The organism is Streptomyces sp. NBC_00271, assembly GCF_036178845.1.
In the GTDB taxonomy this organism is placed as follows: domain Bacteria; phylum Actinomycetota; class Actinomycetes; order Streptomycetales; family Streptomycetaceae; genus Streptomyces.
In genome coordinates this window covers 11,226,712-11,240,180 of record NZ_CP108070.1, presented here as the reverse complement: position 1 = coordinate 11,240,180, position 13,469 = coordinate 11,226,712, and the positions used below count along the sequence as shown (strand labels likewise).

General features: G+C 68.5%; 13 protein-coding genes. 6 read left to right on the top strand and 7 right to left on the bottom strand.

Annotated elements, in window-relative coordinates:
- Positions 1 to 99 precede the first annotated feature (99 nt).
- The gene (locus tag OG798_RS51295; RefSeq protein ID WP_121418078.1) at positions 100 to 795 is read right to left on the bottom strand and encodes a response regulator transcription factor; all 696 of its coding nucleotides are present in this window, start codon (positions 793 to 795) and stop codon (positions 100 to 102) included.
- Positions 767 to 1,996 (bottom strand): sensor histidine kinase, encoded by a 1,230-nt coding sequence (locus OG798_RS51290; protein WP_095850278.1) that lies wholly within the window; start codon positions 1,994 to 1,996, stop codon positions 767 to 769. Before OG798_RS51290 ends, OG798_RS51295 begins: the two co-directional genes overlap by 29 nt.
- Positions 1,997 to 2,622: 626 nt before the next feature.
- Between OG798_RS51290 and OG798_RS51285 the strand changes: the two genes are divergently transcribed.
- Complete coding sequence (locus tag OG798_RS51285) at positions 2,623 to 3,402, top strand: DUF1963 domain-containing protein (protein ID WP_328759682.1); 780 nt, start codon at positions 2,623 to 2,625, stop codon at positions 3,400 to 3,402.
- Between the two features lie 199 nt (positions 3,403 to 3,601).
- On the opposite strand, the gene OG798_RS51280 is transcribed toward OG798_RS51285, so the two are convergent.
- Positions 3,602 to 4,765, bottom strand: a complete 1,164-nt coding sequence (locus tag OG798_RS51280) for a serine hydrolase domain-containing protein (protein WP_328759680.1) — start codon at positions 4,763 to 4,765, stop codon at positions 3,602 to 3,604.
- An 876-nt stretch (positions 4,766 to 5,641) separates the two neighbouring features.
- The gene (gene map, locus OG798_RS51275) at positions 5,642 to 6,409 is read right to left on the bottom strand and encodes a type I methionyl aminopeptidase (protein WP_328759678.1); all 768 of its coding nucleotides are present in this window, start codon (positions 6,407 to 6,409) and stop codon (positions 5,642 to 5,644) included.
- A gap of 63 nt (positions 6,410 to 6,472) precedes the next feature.
- Here map and OG798_RS51270 point away from each other — a divergent pair, with 63 nt between their 5' ends.
- From OG798_RS51270 to OG798_RS51255, 4 genes are all read left to right on the top strand, one after another.
- Positions 6,473 to 6,748 carry a helix-turn-helix domain-containing protein gene (locus tag OG798_RS51270; RefSeq protein WP_097228578.1) on the top strand — a complete coding sequence of 92 codons (276 nt, stop codon included), beginning with the start codon at positions 6,473 to 6,475 and terminating at the stop codon, positions 6,746 to 6,748.
- A 663-nt stretch (positions 6,749 to 7,411) separates the two neighbouring features.
- Complete coding sequence (locus OG798_RS51265; RefSeq protein WP_328759676.1) at positions 7,412 to 7,924, top strand: DUF1259 domain-containing protein; 513 nt, start codon at positions 7,412 to 7,414, stop codon at positions 7,922 to 7,924.
- Positions 7,925 to 7,931: 7 nt separating this feature from the next.
- The gene (locus tag OG798_RS51260; RefSeq protein ID WP_257016197.1) at positions 7,932 to 8,141 is read left to right on the top strand and encodes a DUF1259 domain-containing protein; all 210 of its coding nucleotides are present in this window, start codon (positions 7,932 to 7,934) and stop codon (positions 8,139 to 8,141) included.
- Positions 8,141 to 9,346 carry a cytochrome P450 gene (locus OG798_RS51255; protein ID WP_095850282.1) on the top strand — a complete coding sequence of 402 codons (1,206 nt, stop codon included), beginning with the start codon at positions 8,141 to 8,143 and terminating at the stop codon, positions 9,344 to 9,346. Before OG798_RS51260 ends, OG798_RS51255 begins: the two co-directional genes overlap by 1 nt.
- A 739-nt stretch (positions 9,347 to 10,085) precedes the next feature.
- Here the strand turns inward: OG798_RS51255 and OG798_RS51250 are convergent.
- Both OG798_RS51250 and OG798_RS51245 read right to left on the bottom strand, forming a co-directional pair.
- Complete coding sequence (locus tag OG798_RS51250; RefSeq protein ID WP_328759674.1) at positions 10,086 to 10,634, bottom strand: hypothetical protein; 549 nt, start codon at positions 10,632 to 10,634, stop codon at positions 10,086 to 10,088.
- A 60-nt stretch (positions 10,635 to 10,694) separates the two neighbouring features.
- Positions 10,695 to 11,513, bottom strand: a complete 819-nt coding sequence (locus OG798_RS51245) for an IS5 family transposase (protein ID WP_328759673.1) — start codon at positions 11,511 to 11,513, stop codon at positions 10,695 to 10,697.
- 123 nt (positions 11,514 to 11,636) lie between these two features.
- On the opposite strand from OG798_RS51245, the gene OG798_RS51240 reads away from it, so the two are divergent.
- Positions 11,637 to 12,662, top strand: a complete 1,026-nt coding sequence (locus OG798_RS51240; RefSeq protein ID WP_328759672.1) for a GNAT family N-acetyltransferase — start codon at positions 11,637 to 11,639, stop codon at positions 12,660 to 12,662.
- A gap of 174 nt (positions 12,663 to 12,836) precedes the next feature.
- Here OG798_RS51240 and OG798_RS51235 read toward each other — a convergent pair whose 3' ends face one another.
- Positions 12,837 to 13,385: a GNAT family N-acetyltransferase gene (locus OG798_RS51235; RefSeq protein WP_095850284.1), complete on the bottom strand. Its 549-nt coding sequence runs from the start codon at positions 13,383 to 13,385 to the stop codon at positions 12,837 to 12,839.
- Positions 13,386 to 13,469: the final 84 nt, after the last annotated feature.

Below are 13,469 nucleotides of genomic sequence, written 5' to 3'. Positions count from 1 at the left end.
GCGCGTCGTCCCCACGCAGCGACTTCCGGCTACCACGGCTGCAGTACGCGGTACGTCGGCCTGCCGCTGGGGCAGAAGGTGGACGCACTGTGTCGGCGACTATGCGGGTTGCTGGGATTGATCTGGTTCCGAAGCCGGACTGACCAGCCCGCACTGGTAGGCGATGACGACGAGCTGGGCGCGGTCACGAGCTGCCAGCTTGGTCATGGCCCGGTTGATGTGGGTCTTGGCGGTCAGGGGGCTGACGAACAGGCGCTCGGCGATCTCGTCGTTGGACAGGCCCAGCGCGGCGAGGCTCGTGACGTCGCGTTCCCGCGGTGTCAAGCTCTCCAGCCGCTCGTGTACGGCCGCCGGGCATGGATCCGGCTGGGCCAGAAACCGAGTGATCAATGCTCGCGTCGCTGAGGGGGACAACAGCGCCTCGCCGTCTGCGACCGTTCGGACGGCATCGAGAAGTTCCTCGGGTCTCGCGCCCTTGCCGAGAAAGCCACTCGCACCCGCACGCAGTGCGTCGGCGACGTGCTCGTCGTCCTCGAAGGTGGTCAGGATGAGCACCTTCACACTTGCGAGATCCTCGGACTCGGTGATGAGCCGCGTCGCCTCGAGGCCGTCCATCTCCGGCATGCGGATGTCCATCAGGACCACGTCCGGGCGCTGTGAGCCGGCCAGCTCGACCGCCTCACGGCCATTGGACGCCTCGGCCACGGTCTCCATGTCATCCGTGGCGTCGAACAGCATGCGAAAGGTGCCCCGCAGCAGGGCCTGATCATCGGCAAGCAGTACGCGAATCGTCATGCCCATGTCTCCGATTCCCTGCCGGACCGGGGCGCAGCGGCAGTTCCGCGGTCACGGTGAACCCGCCTTCGGGGCGCGGTCCCGCATACAGCGTGCCCCCTATCGTGGTAGCCCGCTCACGCATCCCGATCAGCCCGTGACCGGCCCCCGGGTGAGGATGGTGCGGTCCGGCGCACCCGTCGTCCTCGACGGTGATCGTCAGCCGTTCGCCGTGGTAGTGGAGGAACAGCCGGGCATGGTCGGCCCCGGCGTGCTTGCGCACATTGGTCAAGGACTCCTGCACGATGCGGTACGCGGCCAGGTCAACCGCCGGTTCCAGCGGTTCGGTGATGCCCCGCCACGTGTCACTCACGGCCAGCCCGGCGCGTTCGAACGACGCCAGAAGTGCTGGTACTTGCGCGAGACCCGGCATCGGATCGCGGAGCGCCACCGGCTCGTCGGACTGCCGCAGCAGGCCTACGGTCACCCGCAATTCGTCCAGCGCGGAGCGGCTGGTGTCCCGGATGTTCTCCAGAGCCGTCAGGATTTGTTCCGGGCGATGGTCCACCAGGTGGACGGCGACGCCTGCCTGAGCGTTGATCAAGGCGATGTGGTGCGCGACGATGTCATGCAGCTCGCGTGCGATCCGAACGCGTTCGGCCGCCACGCGCTGCTGTGCCTCTTGCTCGCGGGTGCGCTCGGCGTGCTCCGCTCTTTCCTCCACGGCCGCCACGTAGGCGCGCCGTGAGCGCAGCCCGTCCCCGACGGCGGCCGGCAGGGCCGTCCAGGCCACCATCGCGGCCTTGTCCGGGTCCAGCCACGAATTCGAGGTCCATATCGCGTCGGCGCCCACCAGGATGGCAGCCGAGACAGCTGCCGCGGTCCAGGCGGTACGCCGGTCGGTCCGCAGCGCCACGTTGTAGACGGACGCGAGAACCGGGCTTGTCACCAGAGGGCTCTCCCGAAAGCCGAGCATCTGGAAGAGCACCCCGCAGCCAATGGTGACCGCCAGTACTCCGAACGGGTGACGACGCCGCCAGAGCAACGCGGAGCAGCCGACGGCAGCCAGCACCACGGCGGACCAGCGCAGCACGAACTCGTGCTCGTGCGGGTCGACCGAGGCAGCCACCACCGACAGCACGCACAGCACAGCCACGCCCAAGACGTCGAGCGTGCGGCTCGGGGCTCGCCCGCGCCGCCTCCAACCGTTGAGCACCGTCATGCCCTCACCGTAGGGTCGGCGGCCGGGTCGGGCATCGTTTCACCGCGGCCCGATGCGGGAGCGAGAACGCATCGACGCCCGCCGACACTGCCACGGTGCTCGTTCTGAGTGCGGTGCAGTTTTACGGGCTGTGCCCGCGTCGTTCGTAGTGGCTGATGCGGGCTTGATATCGGCATCGTCGCCGCCACCCGTGCGACCAGTGCAGGATGCAGTCGACCCGGGTGGGGCGGCGGTCGGTGAGTCGGCTGATCAGTCGTCGGATCTCGGCGACGTTCAGGGGGCTGAGCTCGGAGGATCCGTTTGGCTGTCGGCGCTGCAGACCAGCTCGGCGTTCCGTGGTGGCACCTGCCCGCACACCTGTGCGGGCGATGCGGTACCGGGTTGCCGGGCTGCCGTAGGCATCGGCGCGAGCGGATGGGCGGGATCCCCGCACCAGTGACTGCAGAGCCTGGCTGCCATGAAGGTTCGCGCCGGAGAGGCCGATGCGATGGGGCAACCCGGTGCGTCCAGGGTCGCTTTCCGTACGGCGCTGTCGCGTGGGCGCTGGCCGACGGCGAAGACCGTGGCCGCGTTCGTCGTATGCGACGATCCGCGACATGTCAGTGGCCCATGGCACGATCGCGCGCATGACATCGATCGACGAGCGCCTCGTTCACGAGACAGCCGCCGAGTACGGCGTTCCCGGACCTGTCGCGCAGGAGTTCATGTCCCGTTTCCGGCCATGCCTCTATCTGGTGCCGCACAAGGAAGTGCCTCCGTCCCGTCGGGAAAACGTCCGCTCCGCCGCACGAACGGGCGGGCTCCCCGCACTGCCGGACGGGGTGGACTGGCCTGAAGGGAGAGCGCCGCTCGTGCTGAGCGTCGACTGCGCGGCCCTGCCCCACGACGTACTGGACATCGAACTGCCCGCCGATGGGCACCTGTTGTTCTTCACCGAGATCGAGTACCCGCCAGAGTCGTCCGTGGTGCTCCACATCCCTGCCGGAGCACGCACCACGGAGCGCGCCGCGACGTATGAATTCAACGGTGAGGCCATGCAGATCAAGGTCTACGAACCACGCACCTTGTATCCCGTGCCCGGACTGACCCTCGACAGCGACTGGCAAGGGGGCCCGCAGACCCGTGCGTTCTTGGACGGCGACGGAGACGAGGACGCGCTGGACAGTTTCGAGGAGGCCATCCTCGACGCGGCCTTCGGCGGACATCGCCCCGGCGTCCGCGTGCAGATCGGCGGGTTCTCCGACCCGTGGGACATGGCACCGGACCAGGGCGATCTCGTGCTCTTCGCGCAAATGGCCGGGCAGGCGATCGACTACAACGTATTCACCATGAACCTGATCGTGGGCACACGGGAGGACATCGCCGCCGCAGAGTATGTCGACCTCCGGTACGAGCAGCAGTGCTGAGCCGGCCCTCGTCGTAGGTGTGGGTTGACAGTGGGTAGTGGTTCACAGCCAGAACCTGGATGAGCGCACCGCCCGCGGCCACACCGGCGAGTGCGGCGCCAGCACTTCACGGTCTCCGTACCGGCGCCGACCGCCGCCTCGCGGCCTGGTCGGCGCCTCCGGCACCACCCGCTGACACCGTCCCCACGGCCCGTCGGGGTCAGCGGCACAGGGCCGTGTCCACGACACCGTCCATGCGCTCCTTGACTGCCTGGCTCGGCTGCATGGTCACGGCGACGTTGGCCGCGCGACCGTCCTCGGTGACGCCGCCTCGGGTCTCGTATCCCGTCATGCTGCCGCCGTGGCCCCAGTACACCCCGCCGCACGACAGCGGCGTGCTCACGAGTCCCAGCCCGTAGCGGGCACCGGCGGGAAAGGGGTAACTGGCCGGGACGGTGGTGCGCATCTGCTCGAGCTGAGCCTTCGGGAGAAGGCGGCCGGCCAACAGCGCGGAGAAGAACCGGTTCAGGTCGGAGTTGGTGGACACCATCTGGCCCGCAGCCCAGGCCCAGGAAGGGTCCCATTCCGTGGCGTCGACCAGAGGCGCGCCTGCCGAATCCTGGTAATAACCCCTGGGATGGCGCTCCCGGATCATCTCCTCTCCTGGGGCGGGGAAGTAGGTGTGGCGCAATCCGATGCGTTGGATGACTCGCTGGTCGATCTCCTCGGCGAGGGAACGGCCGGTGACCTTCTGCACGATCAGGCCGGCCACCAGGTAGTTCGTGTTGCTGTAGGCCCAGTTCGTGCCGGGGGCGAAGTCGGCCTTGTGCTGGAGAGCGAGGTCGAGGAGCTCGCGAGGGTCGTAGTAGCGGATGTCGTCGCTGAGGTACTTGCTGTAGTTGGGAAGTCCGCTGGTGTGCTGGAGCAGTTGACGGACGGTGATCTGACGTCCGTCGATCCCGTCCCCGCCGACGAGACCGCGCAGGTAGGCGTCGACCGGGGCGTCAAGGCCGATCTTTCCTTCACCGACCAGTTGCAGCACGACCACCGCCGTGAACGTCTTGGTGTTGCTGCCCACGCGCACCTGACCGTCCCGGGGCACCTTCGCTCCGGTGGCCAGGTCACCGACCCCTGCGGTGTAGGCGCGGGTGCGGCCGCCACGGTCTTTGACGCTCGCCAGCGCGGCGGGCACGCCGTCGGTGTGCACCAGCGCGTTCAGGCCCCTTTGGACGGTGTGCGGCCTCGTGGCGGCAGACGCCGCGGGCGGGGCCAGGGCACCCATCGTCATGACGCCGACGGCCACCGCGGCCGCGGCCGGCACGGCTCTGCGCCGACCACTCGGCCGCCCGGACGAACGAAACCTCTGCCATGCCTGCTCACGCACGAGCCAACTCCCATGGAATCATTGGGTAACCACCGGCTGATGGGCCCAGCATCTCGGAAGCGATCACGCGGGACGATCCTGGTACCCGCCCACCTCCAGGTAGGGCTAACCCCCGGCCGCTTGGTTGGCGGGGCACGGGGGCCGGTGGACACCCTTGGCGCGGTGGCAGCGTCAGGAGATGCAGACGCGACGTCGAGCCGAGCCAGCAGTTCATCCGGGCGAAGGTGGTGAACCTCCGATGGAAAGGCTGTGCCGTGGCGTTGTGACGGTCTCCGAACGCCCGGAGCCGATCCCGAACCTCGCTGAGGTCCGTGAAGTCGTTCGCGAGAGGACCTTGCGCTGGACGATCGAGAAGACGGTCTCGCTCTGGTGGCCCTCGTCCCCCGGCGAGAGGAGCCGGCGATGGACCGGCCGACCACCGGCCGGACCGCTTGCGGTCGGCGAGGGCGGGGCAGGCCGCCGGTGGCCAACCTGCCCCGCCAGGTGCGCACCGGCACCGTGTCCACATGCAGCCGCGTCTGCGCGGATTTCCGGGCATTGGAGCCCCACGGGCAGCCAGCAGCACGATGGCTGCGCGCTGCCGGGCCTGATGCGGGGTCTTGTGGCCATAGGCCATTTTCTTGAGCCGGTGGTGCTCGGAGGCGGTCAGGGTCAGCGAGACGGCTCGCGCCGCAGTCATGGGAGGGACACGGCCGATCTCGGGGTGAGTGGGTCGGGGCGGTCAACCGCCCTGCGCCGACGCGCCGTCCGCTCCGCGTTCAAGGGTTGCCGGTACTGCCAGCCAGGGCCCGGCGCCGGTAGGAGCCGTGATCGATGGTCGGTGCTTGGCCGAGTATGGCCGATGTGTCTGACTGCCGGGTTGGAGCGGATTCGAGGTCAGGGCAGGGTGAGGATACGGGGGCCGTCCTCCGTGATGGCGATGGTGTGTTCGATGTGTGCGGCTCGGCTGCCGTCGATGGTCCGCAGGGTCCATCCGTCGGGGTCGGTGTGGTAGTCGTTGCGTCCTCCGGCCATGAGCATGGGTTCGATGGCGAGGGCGAGGCCGTGGCGCAGGGGGAAGCCGCGGCCGGGTCGTCCGTGGTTGGGCACGTGCGGGTCTTCGTGCATCTGTCGGCCGATGCCGTGGCCGCCGAAGTCGGCCGGCATGCCGCAGTCGGCCTTGCGGGCGACCGTGCTGATGGCATGGGAGATGTCGCCGATCCGATGCCCGACGGTGGCGGCGGCGATACCGGCGTCCAGGGCCTGCTGGGTGGCAGCGATGAGTTCGAGGTCGGCGGGGCGAGGCGTGCCGACGGTGAAGCTGATCGCGGCGTCGCCGGTCCAGCCGTCGAGTTCGGCTCCGCAGTCGACGCTGACCAGGTCGCCGTCGCACAGGCGGTAGTCGTCGGGGATACCGTGCGAGACAGCGTCGTTGACGGAGGCGCAGATCACCGCGGGGAAGGGGGTCGGGGCGAAGGAGGGCTGGTAGCCCAGGAACGGAGAACGTGCTCCGGCCTTGGTGAGAACGGCGCGGGCGGCTTCGTCGAGCTCGCGCAGGCGAACTCCCACAGCTGCCGCCGCGCGGGCGGCTGCGAGTGCATGGGCCACGACGCGTCCGGCTTCTCGCATCGCCTCCAGTGCCGTGTCGGTCTTGATCTCCACCATGTGTCGTGACTCCCCTGCGATGCGACGCTAGCCAATACTTATACCGGTATTAGTATCACGGGTATGGTGAGAGTTCCTTTGAGTCCGCAAGAGCGGCAACGCGGAGAGCGCTTCGGGATCCTGCTCCGCCGGGCCCGCGGTGACCGCAGCATGGTCGACGTGGCAGCGGCCGCAGGGGTGTCCGCCGAAACGCTCCGCAAGATCGAGACCGGCCGGGCCCCGACCCCGGCCTTCTTCACCGTGGCAGCCCTGGCCCACGCCCTGCATCTGTCCCTGGACGACCTGGCCGCCGCCTGCGCGGAAGGGGCCGAAGGCGACGAGCAAGCCATGCCGGCGTGACCGTCAGGCGCGCACCATCCAGGACTCCGGGGCTAGACGACGCCTTCCGGTCGGACGGCCTGGAGCACCTTCGCCAGGCGGCGGGTCTGTACGGCTGGGGCGGGATGGACGGCTCTGCTGCGCCGCTTCCCACTGAAGCGCGGCAGCACGGCAGCACGGCAGCGACAGGCTCGCACGCGTAGGGCCTACAGGCGCCGCGCGTCGCCGATGAAGGCCGGCGACGCCTACACAACCGCCCGCGGCGACCTCGTCGTCGGAGTCGTGGCGGGCAGCACTCGGCGTGCGGTCGTCAGTGTGGCTTGGCGGCGCTCGGTCCACGCCTCAACAGGGGTGGCACAGCCACCTCCGTGCCGGATCGTTCTGCTGACCACCTGCGGGCAGCACGGACAGCCTGGACGGGGACAGACAGGCGCCTTCCGCCACGATCCTGAGCGGAGCCGCGCGGTCCGCATCACCACACCACTCGGCGCCGCGTCACCCTTCGGCCGCCACGGCATGTCCGGCAGACGCCGGCTGGGATGACTTCGACGGCTCGCGCGGCGAGCTGCTGTGCAGGCGCGGGCCATAGGCGGCAGCCAGTTAGCCCACCTGGCGGGATGTGGCTGTGCCGATCAGCGTTCCACGAGGACTCCTGTGCTTCCATCGCGCCAGGAGGCATATGACATGGCTGACAAGCGACAACAGGACACCCACTCTCGGCTCACCCCGTCCCGGCGCCGTGTGCCGACCGCGGCCGCCCTTGCGCCCGCACTCACCGGTGTGCCTGCCAGGGCCTGCACCCTGTCCGCCGGACCGGAGGACCGCTCCCCGGCCGAGCCGGTAATGACCAAGCCGGCGGACTGGGCGGCCGAGGGCGACGCTCTCGGGCCGACCGGTGACCTGAGGCGGTTCATGTTCCACACGGGCTTGCCGCGCCGGTACCTCACGGCCTTGCCTCGCGGCATCCGGATCAACCGCGCGCTCGTTCTGGGCACGCGCGTGTCCTACGTCCGTCACCCAGACCACAGCACGCTTTTGCTGGGCGACACCGTGGTCACCGAGCGCGAACTGCAGATTTTCAGATGTCCGCCGCAAGACCGTCGCCGACGGCCCTGCGATCCTGCCCCCGAGACCGGTCGCCACCGCCTCCGTCAACTTCCAGCCGCTCGGCGGCTGAAAGGCCGCCCTCAGCGGTGACCTGGTCGTGATCGCCAAGGAAGTCCAACCCGTCCTCGTGGCCCTGCCGCGCGGTGGCGCCAAACTCGGCGAGGCGCGCCACCACAACCTCACCGACGATCCACACCTGTTCTTCGTCCACTACTGGGCCGTCGGCGATGCCGTCGGCCTCGCCAAGGCCATTCGCCGGGCCGTGGACACCACCAACGTCGTACCCATGCCCGGAGGAGCCGCCTGATGACCGCGGACAACGAGACAAACATCTGCCCGTTCGACTTCAGCGAAGCCCTGGAGTTCGACCCTGCGCTCGCGGACCTGATGGACCGCGATACCCCCACTCGCATCCGGCTTCCCTACGGCGATGCGGACGCCTGGCTGATCACCGGATTCGACGCCGTCAAGCAGGTGACCACCGATCACCGGCTCAGCCGGGCCGCCATCATCGGCCACGACTACCCCCGGCTGACCCCGGAGCCCATCGTCTCGCCCGAATCGATCAACGTGATGGACCCGCCGCACAGCAGCCGTGTCCGCCAACTGGCCTCGCAGGCCTTCACCCAGCAGCAGGTCGACGGAATGCGGAGCCGGATCATCTGGCTCGCGGACGTCCTGCTGGACAAGATGGAGGAGGACGGCTCGCCGGCTGACCTGGTTCAGTACCTCTCCGACCCGCTTCCCCAGCACACCATCCTGGACCTCCTCGGCGTCGAACAGGAGGACTGGCCCCAGATGCAGGAGTCCGTGCGCCAGTTGCTCGTCGTGGGCGCGGGCAACAAGGAGGCCGCAGCGAGTGCCAAGGCCGATCTGACCGGCTACTTCGCCAAACTCGTCGAGCAGCGCCGGACCTCACCCGGCAAGGACCTACTCAGCGCGATGGCCGCGGCGCGAGACGGCAAGGATCAGCTTGACGACAGGGAACTGGCGGTCATGGCACTGACGCTGACACTCAGCGGCCAGGACACGGCAACGTGCCAGATCAGCGACATCGCATACCTGCTCCTGACGCGTCCCGAGCTGATGGAACACCTCAGGCGTCGGCCGGAGTCCCTGACCGACGTCCTGCAGGAGATGCTCCGCCACATCCCGTTCCGCAAGGGGGTCGGTATCCCCCGGGTGGCCCTTGAGGACCTGGAGCTGGACGGCGTACAGATCCGGGCGGGCGACTTCGTCCACGTGTCGTACCTGACGGCCAACCGTGACCCGAAGCGCTTCCCGGACTCGCACGTCCTCGACCCCGACCGGCCGTACCAGCCGCACATGACGTTCGGCTGGGGCGGACACCGATGCATCGCGGTGCCTTTGGCCATGGCGGAGATGGAAGTGGCGATCGGGCGTCTCTTGAAGCGCTTCCCCGGGCTGCGGCTTGCGGTGCCGCCGGAGGAAGTGCGGTGGGACACGGACACGATCCGGCGCTTTCCGCTGGAGCTGCCGGTGGCTTGGTAGGAACGCCTGAAGCGCGCCGGACCTGATGGGCTAGTGCATCGGCTCGCTCAGCCGATGCGAGCCCTTCAGGTGGGGCCACGGTGACGGTGTCCAGGCTGTCCGTGCCACGCACAGGTGTCAGCAGCACGATCCGGCACGGACAGCAGCATCCTCGTCCACTCCTCGTACGAGCCCTGGTCCCGGGCTCAACGGCGGGGGTGAGGATGCCCGCCGAGGAGGGCCGGCGACCGCTGACGCTCAGAGTGCCCCTGTCCGAGTGGGTGGCCCCGTACGGCAATTCGCAGAGCGTGCGGGGCCCCTACGATGCGCGATGGCTTCCTGCTCAAAGGACCCGCGCTGCATCGCCATGGCATAAGACTCAGAACAGCGACTGAAGCGACCGAGCGGCCGACAGCATTGCGGTCCGGTCAGCGCGGAACTCGCCGCTCTCCGTGCCGCAACGACCTGAACCACCTGCGGCGCTGGACCGTGATCCACGTGCTGGATTGCTTCAAAGAGTCGCCGGGTACGCTCCTTCAGTCCTCGGTCGAGGGGAGTTGCTGAGTGGCCCGGTTAAGAACTCCTGGCAAAATGAACTGCTTGCGCCTTGTAGTGACGAGCTGTCAGTTCATCTGGAGAAACGTGCCGACACCTTCCATGGCGCCGCGTCGACAGCTTCGATCCGCATCCGGTTACGGGCGTGATCAGCTGCCATCCATCGGACTGACCGCGGTGTCACCCCCGTCTGCCCGATGGGCACTCAGCAACGCGACCACGCTTCTCGGGGTAGGAAGTGAGGGAGGTCGTCCAGTGCCTCACGGGGCACGAACACCGGTCGCGTGAGCAGGTGATCGCCTGCGCGCTGCACATCCAGAACGACGCCCAGCGATTCCGACCCAGGAACTCCAGCGTCCAGATACGAGAGCTCCGAATGCGGCTCGCGGGCCTCGGCACGGCCGATCATCCATTGCTCCAGAACGGAGGGGACCCGGCCGACCAGGGCTTCCCCCTCCACGAAGACTTGGGGTCCTCGCAGCGCATCGACCACGACGCCGGCCAGACGTTCCTCCCGGTAGTAGAGCTTCAAACCGAATTCTCGGTACTCGCCTTCCTCGACGGCGTCGACGGTCTCGCCCGCACGACGGCGAAACTTGTGACGCTGAGCTTCCCTGGTGGCACCACTCAGTACCTGCGACGTCTCGTCGGGACCCATACCGAACGCCAGCAGCCCCACACTCACGAACGGATCCAGAGTCCATTGCTGCCGTTCGTCATCTGCCAGCACATGCCACCACTCGAACATGACCACGGAGACTACGGCAGCGTCACGGACCCAGGGCCACCGGCCGCAGGGCCCGCCGGACAGGTCCTACTCAACGGCGGTCTTCAGGCGACGCCAGCAGATGATGGCGCAGCCGAGAGTGAGGAAGGCTTCGTGGAGGTCTTCGCGGACCTCCCAGCGGGTGCGCAGGCGGCGGAACCAGTGCAGGAGCGCGAAGGCAGCTTCGACGACCCAGCGGCGCACGCCCAGGCCGGAGCCGTGCTCGGTCCCACGGTGAGCGATGACCGGGCGGATGCCCACCTCTCGCAGCTCGCGGCGGTAGACGTCGTAGTCGTAGCCGCGGTCGGCGTACAGCACCTTGGGGCGCCGCCGGGGACGCCCGCGCTTGCCCCGGACCGGAGGCAAGGCATGGACCAGGGGCATGAGCTGGGTGACATCGTGGCGGTTGCCGCCGGTCAGCGAGGCGGCGAGCGGGATGCCGTGCGCCTCCACGATCACGTGGTGCTTGCTGCCCGTCCGTCCCCGGTCCACCGGTGACGGCCCCGTCTTCGCGCCGCCCTTCATCGCCCGCAGGTGCGAACCGTCGACCGCAGCCCGGGAGAAATCCAGCAGGCCGGCCGCCCGTAACTCGGCCAGCAGGAGTTCGTGCAACGCCTGCCACATCCCGGCCTCTTGCCAGTCCCGCAGCCTGCGCCAGCACGTACTCCCCGAGCCGTACCCCAGCTCCTGCGGCAGGAACTCCCACGGGATGCCCGTGTACAGCACAAACAGGATCCCGTTGAGCACCCGCCGGTCATGCAGCCGCTTACGCCCCGGATACCGCTGCCTGCGTTCGACCACCGGCAACAGCGGAGCGATCCGCTCCCACAGCCCGTCCTCGACCTCCCACGGCCGACGCTGCCCCACACCCCACCCCGATCCATCGGATGCAGGCACAACACCGACTGACAGCCTGTCATTCCAAGGCAACAGCCGGTCATTTTGCTAGGACTCCTAAGTAGCCCCGTTCTGCGCACCCAGAGGCTTGTGATGGAGCCGATCCGCCGCGGGGACAGCGACGATCTCTTTGAGGCTGTGGTCAGTCAGGACGGCGTCATGCGATGGCTGGCGACCGGCCGGGCGGACAGTCGGTCTGCGGCCAGGGCCATGTGCGACGACCACGTCGCCCACTGGACCAGACACGGCTACGGCGACTTCGCGGTCAGGGATGCTGCAACGCACGCGTTTCTGGGCCGGGTGGGGCTGCGCAATCGGGCCCGGCACGGAGTTGACCTCGGCTTCGCCCTGCAGCCACTGGCCCAAGGCCGTGGGATCGCCGGCGAGGCGGGCCGTGCGTGCCTGGACCTGGCGTTTCGCCGCCTCTCGCTCCCTGCCGTCTTCGCGTTCGTCCTGCCCGACAACACAGCCTCGATCGCGGTACTGCGCCGCCTGGGTGCCCAGGCGGACGGGACTGTCCAGTCCAGCGGCCTGCATTGTCTGCGCTTCCGGTTTGACCCCGCCGGCACGGCCGCCGCGGAGCATGTGGCGGTGGACGACGGTGGTGCGGACCTCCAATTGATCCATGTGCTGGGCCCCGGTTCTCCGAGTGATGAGGCCGCACTCCGCGATGGCCTGCCCGACCCTTTCGGGGTGAACGGGCTCGCTCTGGTGTGGGACGACAAGCAGCACACCCTCACCGCTGTTTCCGAAGGTCGGCCGGTGGCTTCCGCGGGATGGCTGCTGCGGGACATGGCCTTCGACGGATCGCCGCGCCGTACGGCGGGGTTGGGCGGTGTGCTGGTGCACCCCGCCCATCGAGGCCAGGGCATCGCCCGGACGGTGATCAGCGTGGCGGTCGAACACGCACGAGCGGCCGGCGCCGAGACGATGATTCTGCTCTGCCGCCCAGACCTGGTCCCGCTCTACGCACAGCTGGGATGGAGCCGACTCTCCGTACCCGTCACCTTCCAGCAGCCCGACGGCGCTCGGACCTCGCCACTGACCACCATGATCTACGACCTCGCCGTCCCGCCCCGTCCGACCATCAGCGTGGACCTGCGGGGCCTGCCCTTCTGATGCGCTGGGCAAGATTCACAGTACCGTCGGGCCGCTTCGGCAAAGTGCTTCCGTCCTGGAATTCCGGTTCCAGCTCAGCCTCCGTGCAGTGGCCACTGTGAGGACGGCTGGGCACCACCAGGCGCCTTCGAAGTCGCTCTGATCAGCCCGCTGATCCAAACAAAACTGCCTGGCTCAACCGGACGGGGTGACCGAGGACCACACGCCGAACCACTGCTCGGCGCCGTAGTCCTCGAACCGCTCCACCTCGGTGAACCCCAGCTTTGCCGCGAGGCGCATCGAGCGCTCGTTGGCAGTCTGGGTGCGCAGCACCACCGGCTTGCCGGGAAGCGCGTCGGCGAACCAGTCGAGTGCCGCTGCGCACGCCTCGGCGCCATACCCGCGTCCCCATGCCTCTGGCAGGAACAGGTAGCCGAGCTCGGCCTCCCCGACATCCGGACGGACGTGCCCCGGACTCTCCGCGTCGTGCCGATCGAGCTTGACCATGCCGATCATCGCTCCGTCGAGATCGATCACGAAAAGGCCAGGCCGCCGTCCGGATGTCTCGGGCACCGCGCGCTCGAGCTCATCACGCGGTCGAGGGCCACCGAGGTAGGTATGCACCTCCGGTGAGGCGAGCAGCTCGATGAACGCCGCACGGTCTCGGGCCTCGGACTCGCGGAGCACGAGCCGTTCAGTTCTGATCGGGGCAGGTGGCCAGGCCACAGATCCGAGTCCAGTCATGGCGGGCAACCTATCGCACGCCCATGAGAGTGATCCGAAAGCGAAAGCCTAGGGCCTGTCCGGCGGATCAGGTCGGAGGAACGT

Excerpts from the sequence above, each read along its gene's own strand:
- OG798_RS51295 (WP_121418078.1), bottom strand. The coding sequence starts at position 795 with ATGACGATTCGCGTACTGCTTGCCGATGATCAGGCCCTGCTGCGGGGC.
- OG798_RS51290 (WP_095850278.1), bottom strand. The coding sequence starts at position 1,996 with ATGACGGTGCTCAACGGTTGGAGGCGGCGCGGGCGAGCCCCGAGCCGC.
- OG798_RS51285 (WP_328759682.1), top strand. The coding sequence starts at position 2,623 with ATGACATCGATCGACGAGCGCCTCGTTCACGAGACAGCCGCCGAGTAC.
- map (WP_328759678.1), bottom strand. The coding sequence starts at position 6,409 with ATGGTGGAGATCAAGACCGACACGGCACTGGAGGCGATGCGAGAAGCC.
- OG798_RS51270 (WP_097228578.1), top strand. The coding sequence starts at position 6,473 with ATGGTGAGAGTTCCTTTGAGTCCGCAAGAGCGGCAACGCGGAGAGCGC.
- OG798_RS51265 (WP_328759676.1), top strand. The coding sequence starts at position 7,412 with ATGGCTGACAAGCGACAACAGGACACCCACTCTCGGCTCACCCCGTCC.
- OG798_RS51255 (WP_095850282.1), top strand. The coding sequence starts at position 8,141 with ATGACCGCGGACAACGAGACAAACATCTGCCCGTTCGACTTCAGCGAA.
- OG798_RS51240 (WP_328759672.1), top strand. The coding sequence starts at position 11,637 with ATGGAGCCGATCCGCCGCGGGGACAGCGACGATCTCTTTGAGGCTGTG.
- OG798_RS51235 (WP_095850284.1), bottom strand. The coding sequence starts at position 13,385 with ATGACTGGACTCGGATCTGTGGCCTGGCCACCTGCCCCGATCAGAACT.